This window comes from Streptomyces sp. NBC_01217 (assembly GCF_035994185.1).
Taxonomy (GTDB): domain Bacteria; phylum Actinomycetota; class Actinomycetes; order Streptomycetales; family Streptomycetaceae; genus Streptomyces.
Genome location: NZ_CP108538.1, coordinates 4,811,855 through 4,829,156, shown reverse-complemented (window position 1 = coordinate 4,829,156; position 17,302 = coordinate 4,811,855). Strand labels below are relative to the sequence as shown.

The window sequence follows — 17,302 nt, the reverse complement described above, 5'->3', positions numbered from 1 at the left end:
CCGCGATCCCCGCAGAGGAACCCGGTGATCGGTGCCCGCAGGCGAGTACGGCGGCCACCCGTTTCGTAGATCACCACGGTCCGGGTCCCCTGGGAACGTTCGACGCGGATGACCTGGACGTTCGACCACTGGATGGTTCGACGGCGAAGGCCGTGCACGATGGCCGTCGACTCCGTGAGAGTGACGCCGGAGTGCCACCCGACGATCAGCAATACGAACAACGCGGGGACCCACATACCCAACAACTTGGCCATCTCAGTGCGTTGTGGCAAACCGGATCTCGTTCGAAGCCTGCGGTGCGGGTGATCATTCGGACAGGGATGCCGGTGTGGTCGTGGGTATGAAGAAACGGGCCCCTTGGTAGTGACGTGGTTGTTGAGGCCGGTCACGAGCAAGGAGGCCCGTTGTCGGACGAGTTGACCATCTCTGCTGTGCCTGCGTCCACTGCGGTCACCCTTGGGTGTGACTGCTACGTGCACCGGTTCGGTTCGATCGCTGCGGGGCGGCGGGCAGGCTGCTATCCGAGTGACATGACGGACGCGGAGTGGGCCGAGGTCCGCTCCGTGATGCCGGTGCCGGCCTGGCTCCTGAAGCGGGGCGGGCGTCCGGAGGCGTTTTGCCATCGCGAGATGCTCGACGCGGTGCGCTACCTCGTCGACAACGGTGTGAAGTGGACGGCTCTGCCGGTCGACTTCCCGTACTGGCGGGCGGTCTACGATTTCTTCCGCCGCTGGCGGTCCTACGACTACGTGCGTGAGCTGTACGAACGCCTGCGACGCTCGGCGAGGGAACGCACGGGCCGCAACGCCGAGCCCAGTGGGGGGATCATCGACAGTCAGTCGGTGGACGCCTCCGAAACCGTCGGTGAGGACAGTCGCGGATACGACGGGGGCAAGTCATGTGACGGCCGCAAGCGCCACGTCCTGACCGACACAGAGGGCCTGCTCCTGGAGGTGACCGTGACCACGGCCGATGTGCATGACTCCAAGGCCGCCCCGGCGCTGCTGGAGACGTTCATGGAACAGCCGGGCCGGCTGCTGAAGCTGGTGTGGGTCGACAGTGCCTGCCAGGGTCCGGCCTTGGCGAAGGCGTTCGCCCGCCACGGGGTGCGCGTCGAGGTCGTGCGCCGGTCCGACGGACAACGCGGATTTGTCGTACTGGCCCGCAGGTGGGTGGTGGAGCGAACGCTGAGCTGGCTCTCCCGCTCACGCCGCCTCAACCGCGACCACGAACGCCGCCCCGATCACCACCAGCAGATGGTGTGGTGGGCCGCCGTGATCAGGCTGTCGAGGCGCCTGGCCGCAGACGCTCCGCGCTGGCCGGAGAAGCGTCCCGAGCGACTGCTCCCGGCGCCGGCGTGAACCGCCCGTCCTCCGCCCGCAGCAGCCAGCCCCGCTTCTCCAGCACGTTGGCACGGTGACGGATCTTCTCCACCTCGTTCTTGATCTCCGCCTCCCGGCCCACCGCCCGGGTCAGCTCCACCCCGTTCACCGGCCCCGAAGCGGCCACCACCGCGGCGAACACCTCCCGATACACGCCGCTGAGCACCTCCTCACCGATGCCCGGCCGCCACACCGGCGGCCGCCCACCATGCACCGGGCCTGAACCGTTCGGTCCCCCAGCGGCAGCCACCTCACCACCAGACAGCACAGAAACCGGCGTATCCACCGCGCTCTCCTCGGCCAGCACCGACACCAGCTCCTCACACCCCACCCGGGCCCGCTCGACCCGCTCCCGCGCGGCATCCACCTCCGCCTGAGCCTGCTCGAGGACCTCCGTCCAGGACTCCAGCTCCTGCCTCGCCCGCGCCTCACGCCGCTCCATCAACCCCAGCACCGACGGCATCACAACCTCCTCGATCAACAACAAGCCGCCCGCTGCCTGCCCCTACCCCTCCACGGCCATGCCCCGCACACGAAGAAGTCCCCGCTCATCGAACAGGGATTCCCTTTGCCACAACGCACTCAGCCCCGGCAGGCTTCCAGGTCAACCAGTCCACGACATTCGCGCCCACGACGACGACAACGAGGGGCAGAACAGGCAGTACGCGTTGCAGACGCGTCAACCGGTATCGGATGCGCTCCGGGGGCACGGCCTCGACCTGCGGTTGCTCCACCAATACCCCCTCACACGACGCAGCCACCGCTGGCGCATCATCGCCAAGGGAGCATGGCGGACCGGGGGCGTGCTGTCCATCCGCCTACGGCCGTCGGCCGAGCGAGCATGAACGGCGTCTCGACGCACATGCACACATGCAGTCCCCGGTAGTCCGTCTCAGTTCCATGAGTTTTCAATCGTCGTTGAAAACTCCGAGAACGAGTGGGGCTGCCGGGGGCCTGGCCAGAGCCAACGAGGGGGTCACTCGGATCGGCGAACGTCTTCACCGATGGTGCGGCTCGCTCTGGTTTTCTGGTGTATTGAAGATTCTCCTCCCTATTTGTCACGGGTCAAGAGTTTTCCGGCTTTTTCTTGACAAAACTCCGACCGACCGCGCCCGCCCGTCAGTGGATGTCACCTCGCAGGATGCGAGCGGCACGGGCGTCCAGTTCGGCCAGGTGCCGCCGGCCGTGTCCACCCTCGCCGCCAGGTTCCACCGGATCCACTTGTCCCGGGCGCACTCGCGCCGCTCGGTGGCCATCTCGGTGTTCAGGGCCGCCCCCGTCGCGGTGGAGCCCCGCCCACGCGCTGATCATCCGGTCGCTGAACCAGCGACAATCGGAGCACCGCTGGTGTACGCCAGGGCATGCCGTGGACATTGGAGGAATACCGTGTCGCCGAACCCGAACCCGAACCCGAATCCGAGCCCGAACTCGAACCCAAAGCCGTTGCGGAAGCTGGGCTTTCTGACCATCGGGCTGTTCGACGGGGCCGATCCGCGGCCGGGGCACGAGTCGACGCTGTCGATCATCGAGCTGGGGGAGCGGCTGGGCTTCGACAGTGCGTGGGTGCGGCATCGGCATCTGCAGTACGGGATCTCCTCCCCCCTCACCGTGCTGGCGGCGGCCTCCCAGCGCACCAGCCGCATTCAGCTGGGCACCGCGGTCATTCCGCTGGGCTGGGAGAACCCGTTGCGGCTGGCCGAGGATCTGGCGACCGTCGACATCCTGTCCGGGGGGCGTCTCAACCCAGGGGTCAGCGTCGGGCCGCCGATGCACTACGAGCGGGTGAAGCAGGCGCTCCACCCCGACACCGCCGATGCCGAGGACTTCAGTTACGAGCGGGTGCGACGGCTCCTGTCGTTCGTGCGCGGGGAGCCTGCCACCGACTTCAGCGGTGCGGAGGGCTTCGAGGCGTACTCCGACCGCGTCCAGCCCCATTCCCCCGGCCTGGCCCGCCGGATGTGGTACGGGGGCGGCAGTCTGCGGTCGGCCCGCTGGGCGGGTGAGCAGGGCATGAACTTCCTGACCAGCAGCGTCGTCAAGGCGGAGGAGTCCGAGGACTTCGCCGGGATCCAGCTCTCGCACATCCGGGCCTTCCGCGACAGTCACCCCGACGGCGAGCGTGCCCGCGTCTCCCACGGGCTGGTCGTCATCCCCACCGACAACGCCTCGGCGCGGCAGCGTGCGAAGTACGAGGAGTACGCCCTGAAGCGGCTGCCACGCACCGCCACGCCGCAGGGGCCGGCCCGCATGATGTTCGCGCCCGATCTCGTCGGGACCTCCACCGAGATCGCCGAACGGCTGCAGGCCCAGGCCGCCTTCCGGGAGGTCGACGAGGTCGCGTTCGCGCTGCCCTTCTCCTTCGACCACGACGACTACGTCCAGATCCTCACCGACATCGCCACCGGGCTCGCACCCGCTCTCGGCCGGCAGCCCCCTCGTACGTCTCCTGCATCCGCCTGACGCCGTACGGACCGCCCGTGACCCCATTGGCCGCCCCTGCTCGCGGAACCGCGGCACTGCTCGCAGGCTGAGCCGGGAGCACTACTGGAAGGGCGGCCACTTGATGAGGCTTGTCGTCGATCTCAACCGGTGTCAGGGGTACGCACAGTGCGCCTTCCTCGCACCCGATGTCTTCACCATGCACGGTGACGAGGCGCTGCTGTACAACCCGCATGCCGACCGGACGCAGCGGGAGCAGGTGATGCGCGCCGCCACCGCGTGTCCGGTGCAGGCGATCCTGGTGGACGACCTGGGTGATACGGCGGACGCGGCGGAAGAAGACGGCGTACGGGAAGGGTTGTCCGGTGTCCGGTGACAAGGCTCTGGAGTGGCTGAGGCGCGAGGGCCGGATCGTGATCGTCGGCGCCTCCCTGGCCGGTCTCCGGGCTGCGGAGACCCTGCGCGAGGAAGGCTTCACCGGTTCGCTCACGCTGATCGGCGACGAGCCCCACGAACCGTACGACCGGCCACCGCTCTCCAAGCAGGTGCTGCTCGGGCACGCCACCGCCGACCGCACCGCGCTGCCCCGGCGCCGGGAGATCGATGCGCACTGGCGGCTCGGTGTCGCCGCCACCGGGCTGGACATGGCGGCCAGGCGGGTGCGGCTGGCCGACGGGGACGAGGTGGAGTACGACCGGCTGCTGATCGCCACCGGTGTCCACGCCCGGCCCTGGCCGCACGAGAGCGAGGCCGCACTGGACGGGGTCTTCGTCCTGCGTACGAGCGACGACGCGGCCCATCTGCAGCGGCGGCTGGCGGCATCTCCCCGCCGGGTGCTCGTCATCGGCGCCGGATTCACCGGTTCCGAGATCGCTTCGGCCTGCCGCGAGCGCGGGCTGGCGGTGACCGTCGCCGAACGCGGCCCGGCGCCCCTCGTGGGCGCGCTCGGCGGTGTGATCGGCCGGGTGGCCGCAGAGGTGCAGCGCGAGCAGGGCGTGGACCTGCGCTGCGGGATCATGGTCACGGGCCTGGAGGGCGACTCGGCGGGACGCCTGCGGCGCGCCCATCTGTCCGACGGCACCACCCTCGACACGGATGTCGCGGTGGTCTCGCTCGGCGCGAAGCGGAACACCGAGTGGCTGGCCGGATCCGGGCTCGGCGCGGGACCGCGCGGTATCGCCTGCGACGCCGGATGCCGGGCCTTCGACGTCCGCGGCATCGTCACCGACGACGTCTTCGTCGCCGGAGACGTCGCACGGTCCCCGCACGCGCTCTTCGGGTACCAGTTCCTGTCCCTCGAACACTGGGGCAACGCCGTCGCGCAGGCCGAGACCGCGGCCCACAACATGATCAGCAGCAGCTCGGAGCGCCGCCCGCACCTGTGGGTGCCGGCCTTCTGGTCCACCCAGTTCGGGGTCAACATCAAGTCCGTCGGCGTCCCGTCCCTAGGCGAGGAGATCATCGTCGCCCAGGGGTCGCTCTCCGACCGCCGCTTCACCTGCGTGTACGGCTACCAGGGGCGCGTGATCGCCGCGGTCACCTTCGACCAGACGAAGTGGCTGGAGTTCTACCAGCGGCAGATCGAATCGGCCGCGCCGTTCCCGCCCGACTACTCCTCGGTGGACCGCCGTCCCGAAGGTCTGCGGCCGGTCCCGGCCGAATTCCCGGACCCCTCGCTGCCCACCCACGGGCCGTCCGTCACCGTGAGCGGCTACTCGCCCACCGATCAGCAGATCACCTTCACCCCCGCACGGTTCTGACCGCGGAACCCGCACGGTTCCGACCGCGGAACGGAAGCCCGCTGTCCCACGCCACGCCCAGCAAGGACGCCACCATGACGCACGACACGCTCCTGCGGCAGATCACCGACTACGCCAACCGCGCCGACCCCTACCCGCTGTACGCCGAGCTCCGCAAGGAACCGGTGCGCCAGGAGGGGGACGAGCTGTTCGTCGTCAGCACGTACTGGGAGATCAAGAGTCTGCTGCACGATCCGCGGATCAGCTCGGACGCCCGCAACCTCTCCCCCGGCGCCGCGGGCACCCTCCTTGAGGAGGAGGAGGCCTCGGCCCTGCCGCCCGCCTTCCTGAGGCTCGACCCTCCCGAGCACGACCGGCTGCGCCGGATGACGATGCGCCCGTTCGGGCCGCCGGAAACCCCCCGGCGCATCCACAACATGCGCGGCGAACTGACCCGGATCGTCTCCGACCTCGTCGACGGTTTCGGGGACCGCAACCAGGTCGACGTCGTCGACGACTTCTCGTACCCCTTCCCCGTGACCGTGATCTGTCGGCTGCTCGGGATTCCGCGCGAGGACGAGGCGCTCTTCCACTCCTGGGCCGACACCATCGCCGCCGGTCTCGACCCGGACCCGGACCAGGACGCGGGCGAGCGGCGCCGCGTCACCCAGCAGGCCCGTACCGAACTGGCGAAGTATCTGTCCGCGCTCATCGACGAGCGCAGCGCCGCACCCGGCGACGACATGCTCTCCGCGCTGGTCACCCAGCACGGCGAGGACGGGCAGATGACCCGGATGGAAGTGATCACCACCGCCGCCCTGCTGCTGATCGCCGGTCACGAGACCACGGTCAACCTCATCACCAACGGGACGCTCACCCTGCTGCGCAACCCCGACGTCCTCGAACGGCTGCGGAACGACTCCGAGCTGGCCGTCCCGCTCGTGGAGGAACTCCTGCGCTTCGAGCCCCCCGTGCAGTTGCTGCCGCAGCGCACCACCCTCGCGGACATCGACATCGCGGGCGTCACCATCCCCAAGGGCGCCTCCGTCTGGCTCGTCCTGGCCTCCGGCAACCGGGACCCGCAGCGGTTCACCGACCCCGACCGCTTCGACCCCGACCGCAAGGACAACCAGCACCTCGGCTTCGGCAGCGGCATCCACAACTGCTTCGGCGCGCCCCTCGCCCGCCTGGAGGCGCAGCTCGCCCTGACCGCGCTCGCCCGCAGGCTCGACAACCCCCGCCTGGTGGAGGACCCGCCTCCGTACCGGCAGAACGCCGTGCTGCGCGGTCCCCGGCATCTGAACGTCGCCTTCGACGGACTGCGCGCATAGGCAGTTACGGCAGCCGTGGCACCGGCCGGGAACCGGCGACCATGATGGGCGCATGCCGACGCATGAACCGGACCGGCGCGACACCGGTCCCTCGCTGGAGCGGATCCTCGGACTGATCGCCCCCGGAATGCTCGATGTCGTCGTGGCGCCGCGCGGTACCGGCGTGCCGGTGGCCGATGTGGTGCTGCACGATCCGGGCGAGGAACGCGAGGAACGCGAGGAACGCGACGAGCGGGAGGAGCAGGTGGAGCGGGAGGGCGATGCCTGGGCGGCGGCTTCCGGGCTGATCCTGCTCGCCGTCGGGGTGGAGGTCGCCTCGCCCGAGGCTGTCGACGTGCTGCGCGGTGCCGACCGGGCCGGGGCCGCGGCCGTGGTGATGCGGAGGGGCGGTCGCGGGCCGCGGGCAGCGCTCGTGGAGGCGGCCGAGCGGGGGCGTACGGCGTTGCTGACCCGGCGGCCGGGGCAGGGGTGGACGGAGCTGCTCGGTCAGCTGCGGACCGCTCTGGCGCACAGTGCCGCGGCCGGGGCTGCCACCGGATCGGCCGGCCCCGACGGGGTGGGCGGGCTGCGGCTCGGCGATCTGCCGGGGCTGGCCAATACGGTCGCGGATCTGGTCGGCGGCGCCATCACGATCGAGGATCCGCAGTCGCGGGTACTGGCGTACTCGCGGATGGACCACGAACCCGATCCGATGCGCAGGCTGACGATCCTCGGGCAGGAGGTCCCCCGCTGGCGGGTCGACGAACTGCGCGAGAGCGGCTTCTTCCAGGCGCTGTGGAGCACCGACGACGTGGTGCGCCGGCCCGCCGACGACCGGTCCGCCGAGCGGCTGGCCATCGCCGTGCGCCACGGGTCCGAGGTGCTCGGCTCCATCTGGGCCGCCGCCGACGGGCGGCCGCTCGCCGAGGGCGCGGCGGCGGCGCTGCGCACGGCGGCCCGGGCGGCGGTGCCGCATCTGTCCCACCACCGGACGTGGGGCCGGGCCGCGGCCAGGGCGCGCGAGGGGGCGGTGCACGCGCTCCTGCGCGGGGCCCCGCACGCGGCGCAGTCTGCGCACGATGCCGGGATCGCGGCGGACCGGCCGTACGCGGTGATGGTCGCGGAGGTGTACGAGAACGGGGCGCCCTCCACCGCGGTCCCGGGCGCCACTGCCGGGCAGCGGGTGCTGGATGTGCTCGCGTTGCAGGCCGCCGCGTACCGGCCGGGCTGCGTGACCGCACGGGCCGGGCGGCGGCTGTACGTCCTGGTCCCGGCGGGGGACGGTGAGGCCGATCCGGCGCGCACCCTGCTGGCGACGGCCCGCGCGGTGCCGCGCGGTGCGGTGTTCGCGGGCGTCGGGCCTGTGGCGGCGGACCTGTCGGGGCTGCCCGCTTCTCGGGAGGCCGCGGAGCTGGTGGTGCGGGTGTTGCGGGAGCGGGCCGCGGGGCTGCCGGCTGCGGAGACGGGGTCGGCGGTGGTGTCGGCTGCGGCGGCGTTCACCGAGGTCGTCGCCGACACCTCGGTGCTCCAGGTGCTCGACCGGGTCGAGCCGCTGTGGAAAACCCTGTCGGGGCCTGTGCACGCGATGGTGGAGCACGACCGCGTACACGGTTCGCAGTACGGCGATTCGGTCGCCGCCTATCTCGACGCGTTCGGCGATACGGGTACGGCCGCGCGGCACCTCAATGTGCACCCGAACACCTTGCGGTACCGGCTGGGCCGGGCCCGGGAGTTGTTCGGCGTCGATCTCGCCGACCCGGCCGTGCGGCTCCTGGCGGACATCGGGCTGCGGTTCGCGGCCCGCAGGGCGCGTGGGGCGAGCAGCCGTTGATCGTTCCGCTGTCCGGTGCGACAAAGGAATCGGGCAGGCATCGTCGTGTCGGTGGAAGACGTGGCTTCCCCTCCGCGTCGAAGCTGTCCTAAGCGATCCGCAGCGGTCCGTGGCGGTTCGTACAGCCGATGTGGCAGGTGGAGGGTTGTTGTGGTGGTTCATATGACGTCCGGATCGGCGGCCCGCCCGGCAGCCCGGGAACGCGCTGCCCGGCGGGCGGCGGCGCTCGCGCGTGCCGTCGAGGACGGGCTGCTCGGCCCCCGCTCGCCCGTGGTGGGCCTCCTCGACGTGGACGGGGTGCTCGCCGCCGTCGACGCGCTGAACGAGGCGTTCCAAGGGCCCGCCCCGGTACGGCACGCGTTCGCCGCCAAGGCGTGCGGCCTGGTACCCGTGCTGCGGCTGCTCGCCGAGGCGGGGATGAGCTGTGAGGTGGCCTCGCCCGGTGAGCTGGAACAGGCGCTGGCGGCCGGGTTCACCTACGACCGGCTGGTCTTCGACAGCCCCGCGAAGACCGTCGAGGAGCTGGAGTTCGCCCTCGCCCACGGCATCGCGATCAACCTGGACAACTTCCAGGAGCTGGCGCGCGTCGACCGCCTGCTGGCCGGGCGGCCTGCCGCCGGGCCCATCGGACTTCGGGTGAACCCCCAGGTCGGTGCGGGTGCCATCGGCGCGATGAGCACCGCGACGGCCACCTCCAAGTTCGGCGTCGCGCTGCGCGACCCCGGGGCCGTCGACGCCGTGATCGACGCCTTCGTGCGCAGGCCGTGGCTCGACCGTCTGCACGCACACGTCGGTTCCCAGGGCTGCCCGCTGCCGCTCATGGCCCAGGGCATCCGCGTCGCGTACGAGCTGGCCGAGCGCATCAACGACCGGCTGGGCCACGCCCGGATCACGGGGATCGACATCGGCGGCGGCCTGCCCGTCAACTTCGACAGCGACGACGACCGTCCGACGTACGCCGATTACGTCGCCGAACTCCGCGCGGCCGTACCCGGTCTCTTCGACGGGCGCTACACCCTGATCACCGAGTTCGGCCGCTCCCTGCTGGCCAAGAGCGGAACCGTCGCAACGGTCGTCGAGTACACCAAGACGGCCGGGGGACGGCCGATCGCGGTCACGCACGCGGGCGCCCAGGCGGCCACCCGTACGGTGTTCATGCCCGACGCCTGGCCGCTGCGCATCGAAGTGCTCGACGCCGGAGGCCGCCCCAAGCAGGGCCCGACCGAGATCGTCGACATCGCAGGCCCGTGCTGTTTCGCCGGGGACCTGACCGCGACGGGGCGCGAGCTCCCGGTCATCGAGCCCGGCGACGTGGTGGCGCTCCACGACACCGGGGCGTACTACTTCTCGTCGCACTTCTCGTACAACTCGCTGCCCCGGCCCGCCGTGCACGGCTACCGGACGGGTGCCGACGGGCGGGTGCGCTTCGCACTCGTGCGCCAGGCGCAGACCGTGCGCGAGGTCGTCGAGGAGAGCGGCCTCGCACAGGCGGGCGCGCTGGTGGCCCTGCGCGCGGACTGAGCGGACCGAAACGGGTCACGGCCCGGGCCCGATCACGGCCTGCGGCCGAAGAACTCGACCTCGGCGACGGCCAGTCGGCGGCCGGGGCCCGCCCCATAGGTGGTGTCCGTCGTGAGGCGGGCACGTACGATCTCCGATCCGCGCAGGTCGAAGGTCTGCTGGCCCGGCTGGTCCTTGACCCTGATCTTCTTGACGGCCCGGCTTCCGTCGGCGGAGGTGAGCAGTACGGTGATCCGCGCCGGGCGGGCCTGGGTGAGGAACTCGTCCGCCTTGGCCGAAGTGCCGGAGAGGACGACCAGCTTCAGCACCCGTACCGGCTGCTCGAAGTCGCACTCCAGGTACTGGCCCACACCCGTGTCGGGGCCTGCGGCCGAGGGCGCCCAGTAGCGGTTGTTGAAGCCGTCGAACGCCGCGCCCGCCGGGTGTCCCGGGGCCGTGCTGGAGGCCCGGAACCGGGTCGGCACCACCGCCTCAGGCGTCCCGGTCTCGTCCTTGGCGAACCCGAACCAGCCCTGCACATGAGGAAGGGCGAACCAGACGCCGCACGCCACCACGACCAGCACGATCGGCAGCGCCAGGCCCGGGCGGCGCCACAGCCGGCGCCTGGGCCGGGTGCCGGCGGCGGGCGCCTGGCGCGGTCGTCGGCGGAGCATCCGGCGCCACCACGGAGGCCGGACCGCGGGCGGCGGCCCCGGGTCCAGGACCAGCGCGCAGCGGATGCACAACGTGCGGTCCGCGGCGTTCTCCGTACGGCAGTTGGGGCAGCGGACGGCCGGGGCGGGCGGCGGGGCCGGGGGTGTGTGCGTGGGGTCCGGCGGTACGTCGGGCAGCGCCTCGGGGCCCGGAACCGACTCGTCCGGCTCGTCACCGGGGCGGCGCGGGGCGGCCGTGGTGACGGGGGGCCCGGGCTGCGGCTCCCACTCCAGGAACGCCCGGCACGACGTGCAGAACTGCGTCCCCGGCGCATTGCTCTGCCCGCACGCATCACAGATCACGAGACCTCCAGGTCGAAGCCCACATGCGCCGGAATCTCCGTACGGATCAGCTCCTCCAGCCGCACCCGGTCGACCTGGTACGGCTGCGCGGCCCTGACCCGGACCGTCACCCACGGCCGGGGGCCGCCCGGGAACTGCGTGTGCGGCGTCGACGACCACGCCGTGCCGCCGCTCTCGACGATGTCCGGCTCGATCCCCGTCTCCAGGAACACCGCCTCCGCGAGACCGCGCCGGGTGCCGCGCCTGCTGTGCCGCTCGACCGCGCCCCGTACCGCCGCGCGCCGCTGCTCGGCCGGGTGGTCCGGGCTGATGTCGACGGCCACCCACTGGGCCAGCCAGGCGAGGAAGTCCTCGGGCGCGCTGCGGGGGTCGAGGTGGGCGGGCAGATTGTCGATGGAGAGCAGGACCGGGGCGAGCACGCCGTCGAGCGCCGCGAGGAACCGCCTCAGGAAGTCCTGCTCCAGATAGACGGCCGGGAGCTGTTCGATCAGCGGGTGCGGTGTCGGCAGGCCGGTCACGGCCGTGCGCATGGAGGTTGCGGCTGTGCCGCTCGTGGCGGTCGCGGCTGCGCGCATGGCGGTCAGGCCTCCCGTACCCGGAGCTGGTGCTCGTAACTGAAGACCAGCGCGTGCCGGTCCAGTGCGATCTTGGTGGTGGGTTCGCCGCGCTGCCCGGTCACGGGATCCGCGGGGAAGAGGCGTACGTCCTCCACCAGATCGACCCCCTGCACCTGCTGCAGTACGGCGAATGCCTCGCCCGACTGGACCGGCCGGCCGAACGGCCAGCCCTGGCCGCCCGGTCCGCCGCTCAGCGGGTTGAAGTAGCCGTACAGGGCCGCGAGCGCCTCCTCACGTACCTGTTCCAGCACGACGCCCCTGCGGGCCTGGACCGAGGCGACGACGGTGACCCCCTGGTAGTAAGGCGGTTCGACCACCAACCGGGCGCCGATCGGCCGCCGTTCGTCGAGATGGCCCGCGATGAGGGCGAGGGTGTGCTGCGGCGGGATGAGCTCGTCGAACCGGATCCGGCCCTGCTCGTCGCTGCGTCCGGCCGGTACGACGAGCAGCCGCACCCCGCCCGCCTCGACGTCCGAGTCCCCGCCGGCCGGGATGCACTGCACCCGGGACGCGTCGGGCGCGACCTCGCGGGCCAGCAGTTCGTAGTCGTGCGGCACGACGGCCCGGTGCAGGGTCCGCAGCGTCATCGGGCCGCGCACCCGTGCGCTGTCCACCGTCTCGCCGTCCACTCCGCCGAGCGCGGGGCGCCGGTTCTCGACCCGGGCCACGTACGGGATGGCGCTGCGCAGCACCCGGAGCGTGGAGCGGGCGACATTGCCGCGCAGACCGCCGCCGGTGCGGTACGAGCGCACGCGTACGGTGGCGCCCTTCGGCGGTACCGCGCCGTAGTAGCGGATGGAGCCGTCCCGCTCCCGTACCGCCGGACCGAATTCGACCCGCCCCGAGTTGGGGTCGAGCGTGATGTGCCGGTCGTCGGGGCCGGAGTGCGCGAAGTCGTCGACGCGGGTCCACTCCGTGCCCTGCGGACCCCCCGCCGGGGCGGCGTCCTCGACGCCCCCGGCGGCTTCGACGACGAAGTCGCCGGGCACGACGGGCGGGCGGCTCACCGTGAAGGCCTGTCCGGGTACGCCCTCGGCCGAGCCGAGCACCTCGTCGGTCACGGTCTCGGCGTGCACGGCCCCGACGGTCGCGCCGATCGTGAACGCCGTGATCCGGCGCACCACCGGAGACGCCATGTAGGTGGGCTGCCCGGGGACGGCCTCCAGCAGACGGCAGCGCAGCCAGCCGCCGGTCCGGCGCACGACGACCGCCGGAGTATGTCCCTCCGGAAGGTGCAGGATCAGCTCCCCGGACCTGTTGAAGCCGCCGGTGTCGTCCTTCTCGACCTCGCAGACCGTCCAGGCGCTGCCGTCCCAGGCCTCCCAGAGCAGCGGCGGCCGCAGCGGGTCCACGCCGACGCCCTCGACCGCGCAGTCCAGCCGCAGCACGACAACGCCCGAAGGAACGGCCGCGGACAGGCCCACGTAGAGGGCGTCTCCGGGCGCGGGCGTGGTGTCGAAGCAGGGGACGGCCCGGCCGAGTGTGAGTTCCTCGGTACGGTCGACGGCGTCGCCGGACGTGGGCCAGGTGGCGAGATGGGCGAACTCACAAGGTACGACGGACAGTTCGCGACTGGTCGTGAACACGACCGCTTCCTCGGTCTCCGTGCGGACGGTGGCCACCTCCGTGCCCTCCCGCACCCGTACCGGCTCGCTCTGTGGCGCGGAGAGCCGGAACGTCACATCGGTGCGGGCGGCCGTGGGCGGGTGGAGCCGGACCCCGATCAGGTCGAGGAAGGTCAGATAGCTCTTCTCCGGAACCCGGTTCACCCGGTAGACGAGTTGGTCGACCATGGTCGCGAAGGCCTCGATGAGGGTCACGCCGGGATCCGACACATTGTGGTCGGTCCACTCGGGGCAGCGCTGCTGGACGAGCCGTTTCGCCTCGTCGACCAGGCCCTGGAAGCGGCGGTCGTCCAGATGCGGGCTGGGCAGCGTCACGCGCCGTCCACCTCCTCGTGCTGCGGGATCACGTAGAACGGGAAGACCAGGTTCCGGGGGTCGTTGGCGCCCCGCACGGTGTAGCCGATGTCGATGTACAGGACCCCGTTGTCGACCTCGTCGAACCGGACGACGACCTCGGTGACCTCGATCCGGGGCTCCCACCGGTCCAGCGCGAGACGCACCTCGTACGCGAGCTGCCCGGCCGTGCCCGCGTCCGCCGGTGCGAAGACGTAGTCGTTGACCGCGCAGCCGAACTCCGGGCGCATGGGCCGTTCGCCCGGCGACGTCGCCAGGATCAGCCGGATCGACTCCTCCAGCTCGTGCTCCCCGCGCACCAGGGCGATGGAACCGGTGGCGTCCGTGCGCGGCGGGAACGCCCAGCCCGCGCCGATGAACTGCTGCCCCATGGCCGCTCAGCCTCCGATCAGCACCGTCGGGCACCCGGACACGACGGGCGATCCGCAGCCGGCCAGATCCCCGACGCGGGCGGCGGGCTGCCCGCCGATCAGCACGGTGGTGCTGCCGGGCGGTGCGATCGTGGACGGCGGATGCACCGCGGGCGGCGGCATCGCGCACAGATGCGGGGTGCCGACCGTCGCGGCGGGCAGGCCGCCGATGAGCACGGACGGAACACCGGGCGGGCCGAGGGTGCCGGGGTGTCCGGTGGGGTCGCCGACCCGTGCGGCTGCCGCAGCGACTGCTGACATGGGGGGTCCGTTCCTCTCGCTCAGCGCGTCCGCGCGGTCAATTGATCTTCACCAGGGGTGCGTTGATGGCCAGGGAGCTGCCGCCCCTGATGTCGGTCCGCTGGGTTCCGTTGACCGCCACCTGGGCGCCCTGGACGTCCACCGTGCCGCCGGTGGAGAGCTTGACCTCGCCTGTTCCGCCGTCGACCCGTACTCCACTGCGGGACGTCAACGTGACGCTGTCCCCGCTCAGTTCGAGCGTTCCCTGCCCGCCGTCCAGCGCGACGCCGTGGACCGCCCTGATGGACACCTGCTGCTTGGCCTCGATGGTCACGCTGCCGTCGCTGTTGATCACGATCACGGTGCCCCTGCGGTCGAGATCGATCTTCAGCTTTCCGTCGCCGGTGAGCAGACGTACGCCCTGCGGTCCGTTGGCGCCGTCCAGGAGTTCCAGCTGGTTGCCGCTCCTGGAGGCGAGGGAGCGGCGGTTGACGGCCCCGGTGGTCGGGTCGACCAGTCCGTCTCCCGGGGCTTGCGGGCCGGAGGTCCGGGAGGACGATCCGGTGGCCGGGGCACCACCGGCCGGAGCGCCGCCGGACGAGGCGCTCCCGGCGCCACCGCTGCCCTGCGACGGCCGGTCCTTCCCGTTGTACAGACCTGCGAGTACGTACGGACGGTCCAGATGCCCGTGCTCGAACCCCACCAGGACCTCGTCCCCGACCTCGGGAATGAACGCCTCGCCTCCGCTCGTCCCGCCCGACTGCGCCGTACGCGCCCAGTCGCTCGCGTACTCGTCCGACAACCAGGGAAACCGCACCTTGACCCGGCCCGAGCCCTCCGGGTCCTGGGTGTCGGTGACCGTCCCGTTGACCAGCCCCGCGCACCGCGGACCGCCACCGGACCCCGCTCCCGACCCGCCGGACCCGGGCCCTGCACCGGTCAGCCCGAACAGCGAACGCTCCTGCTGCCCGGAGACCGTCAGCCAGGTCTCGTACCCGCGCACCGGGTCGAAGACATGCCGCGAGGACGTGACCGTGTACCGCCCCTCGAAAGGCGCCCCCACCGCGTTGAGCGCCACCGCACTGCCCGCCCGCACCTCCGGGTTCCCCCGGATCACCGCCTCCAGCTCCGCGAACGACCCGGCGATCCGCTCCGCCAGCGCCTTCGCCGCCCGGTCCACCTGCGCCTGCGCCCCGTACGCCGCATCCGTGACCACGAAACGCGCCTCACCGAAGGGCGCGGTCACCTCGGCCGCGCTCACCCCCAGCTCCAGCGTCGCCGACCTCCCCGCGGGCGCCCGCCCGACGAGCGGCTGCTTGGCCCTGACGTCCCAGCCGCGCACCTCGACCTCGGAGACCTGCTCCGCCGAGGACACCCCGGCCCGGCAGCGCAGCAGATTGCTGCCCATCTCCAGGACCAGCGGATTCCGGTCGGCCCGCGCCGAACCGTCGGGCGCGCCGCTCGCCTCCGCGGGCCGGGTGATATGCAGCTGGCCGTCGAGTACGTACGCCTGCGCGCCCGCCTCCTCCGCGAGATCGCGCACGAACTCCCAGTCCGTGACGTTGGGCTGGGCGATGTGTTCGAGTACGGGACCGGACACGTCGACCGTCCCCGGCTTCAGCCCGGCGCGCTGGGCCACCTGGGCGCAGATGTCGGCGAGCGTCATGTTCTGGTAGCTGGCCACCCGACGCCCCCGGAACAGCCGGTGCGACTCGTCGAGCCCGCGTACGACGGTGAAGGTACCGGTCGCGTCGAGCTCCACCTCCAGGGCGGTGACCACCCCCTTCAGCAGCGGCTTCGGGACCGTGTCGCCGCCCGCGCGGGCCAGCAGCCGGGCCTCGCTGCCGATCTTCAGCCCCGTCTGCTCCAGCAGCACCCGGTCCGGGTCGCGGAAGCGCAGAAGGAACAGGTCGGGGAGCGTCCGGCTGTCGTCGACGTACCCCTCGACCAGTGTGTTCACGAACCTGGGCGGCAGCGGACTGCCGTCGAACTCCACCACCAGCGCCGTGGCAACGCCCGGCGGCGCCATCAGGACCGCCCCCCGTCCCGGCCCGCCTCTTCGAGCCGGCTCAGCTCGTCCAGCGCGGGAAGCAGCAGCTGCTGCCCGGGGGTCAGCCGCATCGGGTCGTCGATCCCGTTCGCCTCCGCGATCACCCGCCAGGCCGCCGGATCGCCGTACTCGCGCTGGGCGAGCGAGGGCAGCGAGTCACCGGCGCCCAGCCGATGGACCCGGCGGGCCGCGAGAGCGCCCGAGGTCGGGTTCTGCCCCGGGGTGTCCCCGCTGATCTCCTCCATCGTGACCTGGCAGACGGCCCGGATCGGCACGCCCGAGGTGGTGAACAGGGTGTATTTCGCCTGCACTTGACTGACGTAGCCGGGGAACCCGGTCAGTCCGCCCCAGTGGAAGACCACCCACGGCGGCGACGAACGCTGCTGCTGACGGGTCTCGTTCGTCGGCACACAGCACGCGAAGAGCTGCTCCACCGAGGTCACCACCCGGGTGTCCTGGGTGTCGCTGGCGTCGAAGAACATCTCCACGGTGAGCTTGCTGGGCTGCGAGCCCTGGTACTCCGGCGGACCCGAGCTCTTGGCACCCTTGGCCGGACTCCGCTTCCAGGAAGCGGCCTTGGTGAGGCTCAGCTCCTTGGGATTGAACTGGAAGTCGATCCGCCCGCACGGACCACCGGGCGTGAGACCACCGCCGGTCGGCGGCGTACGCAGTTCCAGATAGGCGTGCTCCAGCTTGGGCCGGGCCGAACCCCCCTTGCCCGCCCTCGCAGCCGCCGACGCCCCGGACGTACCGGCGGCGCTGAAAGCGATGGGGCCCGCGCCACTCACG

15 protein-coding genes are annotated in these 17,302 nt (G+C 71.8%); 7 read left to right on the top strand and 8 right to left on the bottom strand.

Features of this window, described 5'->3' with window-relative positions; translation table 11 throughout:
* Positions 1-530 precede the first annotated feature (530 nt).
* A complete protein-coding gene (locus tag OG507_RS21480; protein ID WP_327368824.1) occupies positions 531-1,361 on the top strand; it encodes an IS5 family transposase in 831 nt (276 codons plus the stop codon).
* Here OG507_RS21480 and OG507_RS21475 read toward each other — a convergent pair.
* The gene (locus tag OG507_RS21475) at positions 1,279-1,845 is read right to left on the bottom strand and encodes a hypothetical protein (RefSeq protein ID WP_327368823.1); all 567 of its coding nucleotides are present in this window, start codon (positions 1,843-1,845) and stop codon (positions 1,279-1,281) included. The genes OG507_RS21480 and OG507_RS21475 overlap by 83 nt on opposite strands.
* A gap of 923 nt (positions 1,846-2,768) precedes the next feature.
* Here OG507_RS21475 and OG507_RS21470 point away from each other — a divergent pair.
* The 6 genes from OG507_RS21470 (at position 2,769) to OG507_RS21445 (ending at position 10,222) form a co-directional block, all read left to right on the top strand.
* Positions 2,769-3,842: an LLM class flavin-dependent oxidoreductase gene (locus tag OG507_RS21470; RefSeq protein ID WP_327368822.1), complete on the top strand. Its 1,074-nt coding sequence runs from the start codon at positions 2,769-2,771 to the stop codon at positions 3,840-3,842.
* 103 nt (positions 3,843-3,945) lie between these two features.
* Positions 3,946-4,197, top strand: coding sequence for a ferredoxin (locus OG507_RS21465; protein WP_327368821.1), 252 nt, complete (start codon positions 3,946-3,948; stop codon positions 4,195-4,197).
* Positions 4,187-5,581 carry an NAD(P)/FAD-dependent oxidoreductase gene (locus OG507_RS21460; protein ID WP_327368820.1) on the top strand — a complete coding sequence of 465 codons (1,395 nt, stop codon included), beginning with the start codon at positions 4,187-4,189 and terminating at the stop codon, positions 5,579-5,581. The genes OG507_RS21465 and OG507_RS21460 overlap by 11 nt, the downstream gene beginning before the upstream one ends.
* Positions 5,582-5,655: 74 nt before the next feature.
* Positions 5,656-6,891 carry a cytochrome P450 gene (locus tag OG507_RS21455; RefSeq protein WP_327368819.1) on the top strand — a complete coding sequence of 412 codons (1,236 nt, stop codon included), beginning with the start codon at positions 5,656-5,658 and terminating at the stop codon, positions 6,889-6,891.
* Positions 6,892-6,943: 52 nt separating this feature from the next.
* The gene (locus OG507_RS21450) at positions 6,944-8,701 is read left to right on the top strand and encodes a helix-turn-helix domain-containing protein (protein WP_327368818.1); all 1,758 of its coding nucleotides are present in this window, start codon (positions 6,944-6,946) and stop codon (positions 8,699-8,701) included.
* Positions 8,702-8,863: 162 nt separating this feature from the next.
* A complete protein-coding gene (locus OG507_RS21445; protein ID WP_327368817.1) occupies positions 8,864-10,222 on the top strand; it encodes a diaminopimelate decarboxylase in 1,359 nt (452 codons plus the stop codon).
* 32 nt (positions 10,223-10,254) lie between these two features.
* Here OG507_RS21445 and OG507_RS21440 read toward each other — a convergent pair whose 3' ends face one another.
* Genes OG507_RS21440 through OG507_RS21410 form a run of 7 tightly spaced genes read right to left on the bottom strand, consistent with a single transcriptional unit; the run spans position 10,255 to position 17,301 of the window.
* Positions 10,255-11,217: a discoidin domain-containing protein gene (locus tag OG507_RS21440; protein ID WP_327368816.1), complete on the bottom strand. Its 963-nt coding sequence runs from the start codon at positions 11,215-11,217 to the stop codon at positions 10,255-10,257.
* Positions 11,214-11,747: a phage tail protein gene (locus tag OG507_RS21435; RefSeq protein ID WP_327372046.1), complete on the bottom strand. Its 534-nt coding sequence runs from the start codon at positions 11,745-11,747 to the stop codon at positions 11,214-11,216. Before OG507_RS21435 ends, OG507_RS21440 begins: the two co-directional genes overlap by 4 nt.
* Positions 11,748-11,797: 50 nt before the next feature.
* Positions 11,798-13,774: a putative baseplate assembly protein gene (locus OG507_RS21430; RefSeq protein WP_327368815.1), complete on the bottom strand. Its 1,977-nt coding sequence runs from the start codon at positions 13,772-13,774 to the stop codon at positions 11,798-11,800.
* The gene (locus OG507_RS21425; RefSeq protein ID WP_327368814.1) at positions 13,771-14,184 is read right to left on the bottom strand and encodes a GPW/gp25 family protein; all 414 of its coding nucleotides are present in this window, start codon (positions 14,182-14,184) and stop codon (positions 13,771-13,773) included. Before OG507_RS21425 ends, OG507_RS21430 begins: the two co-directional genes overlap by 4 nt.
* Positions 14,185-14,190: 6 nt before the next feature.
* Positions 14,191-14,484 (bottom strand): PAAR domain-containing protein, encoded by a 294-nt coding sequence (locus OG507_RS21420; RefSeq protein ID WP_327368813.1) that lies wholly within the window; start codon positions 14,482-14,484, stop codon positions 14,191-14,193.
* A gap of 37 nt (positions 14,485-14,521) precedes the next feature.
* Positions 14,522-16,492 carry a VgrG-related protein gene (locus OG507_RS21415; protein WP_327368812.1) on the bottom strand — a complete coding sequence of 657 codons (1,971 nt, stop codon included), beginning with the start codon at positions 16,490-16,492 and terminating at the stop codon, positions 14,522-14,524.
* Positions 16,492-17,301: a CIS tube protein gene (locus tag OG507_RS21410; protein WP_327368811.1), complete on the bottom strand. Its 810-nt coding sequence runs from the start codon at positions 17,299-17,301 to the stop codon at positions 16,492-16,494. The genes OG507_RS21415 and OG507_RS21410 overlap by 1 nt, the downstream gene beginning before the upstream one ends.
* Position 17,302: the final 1 nt, after the last annotated feature.

Coding starts and splice junctions, on each gene's coding strand:
- OG507_RS21455 (WP_327368819.1), top strand. CDS start 5,656: ATGACGCACGACACGCTCCTGCGGCAGATCACCGACTACGCCAACCGC.
- OG507_RS21465 (WP_327368821.1), top strand. CDS start 3,946: ATGAGGCTTGTCGTCGATCTCAACCGGTGTCAGGGGTACGCACAGTGC.
- OG507_RS21475 (WP_327368823.1), bottom strand. CDS start 1,845: ATGCCGTCGGTGCTGGGGTTGATGGAGCGGCGTGAGGCGCGGGCGAGG.
- OG507_RS21480 (WP_327368824.1), top strand. CDS start 531: ATGACGGACGCGGAGTGGGCCGAGGTCCGCTCCGTGATGCCGGTGCCG.
- OG507_RS21425 (WP_327368814.1), bottom strand. CDS start 14,184: ATGGGGCAGCAGTTCATCGGCGCGGGCTGGGCGTTCCCGCCGCGCACG.
- OG507_RS21420 (WP_327368813.1), bottom strand. CDS start 14,484: ATGTCAGCAGTCGCTGCGGCAGCCGCACGGGTCGGCGACCCCACCGGA.
- OG507_RS21415 (WP_327368812.1), bottom strand. CDS start 16,492: ATGGCGCCGCCGGGCGTTGCCACGGCGCTGGTGGTGGAGTTCGACGGC.
- OG507_RS21435 (WP_327372046.1), bottom strand. CDS start 11,747: ATGCGCACGGCCGTGACCGGCCTGCCGACACCGCACCCGCTGATCGAA.
- OG507_RS21445 (WP_327368817.1), top strand. CDS start 8,864: ATGACGTCCGGATCGGCGGCCCGCCCGGCAGCCCGGGAACGCGCTGCC.
- OG507_RS21450 (WP_327368818.1), top strand. CDS start 6,944: ATGCCGACGCATGAACCGGACCGGCGCGACACCGGTCCCTCGCTGGAG.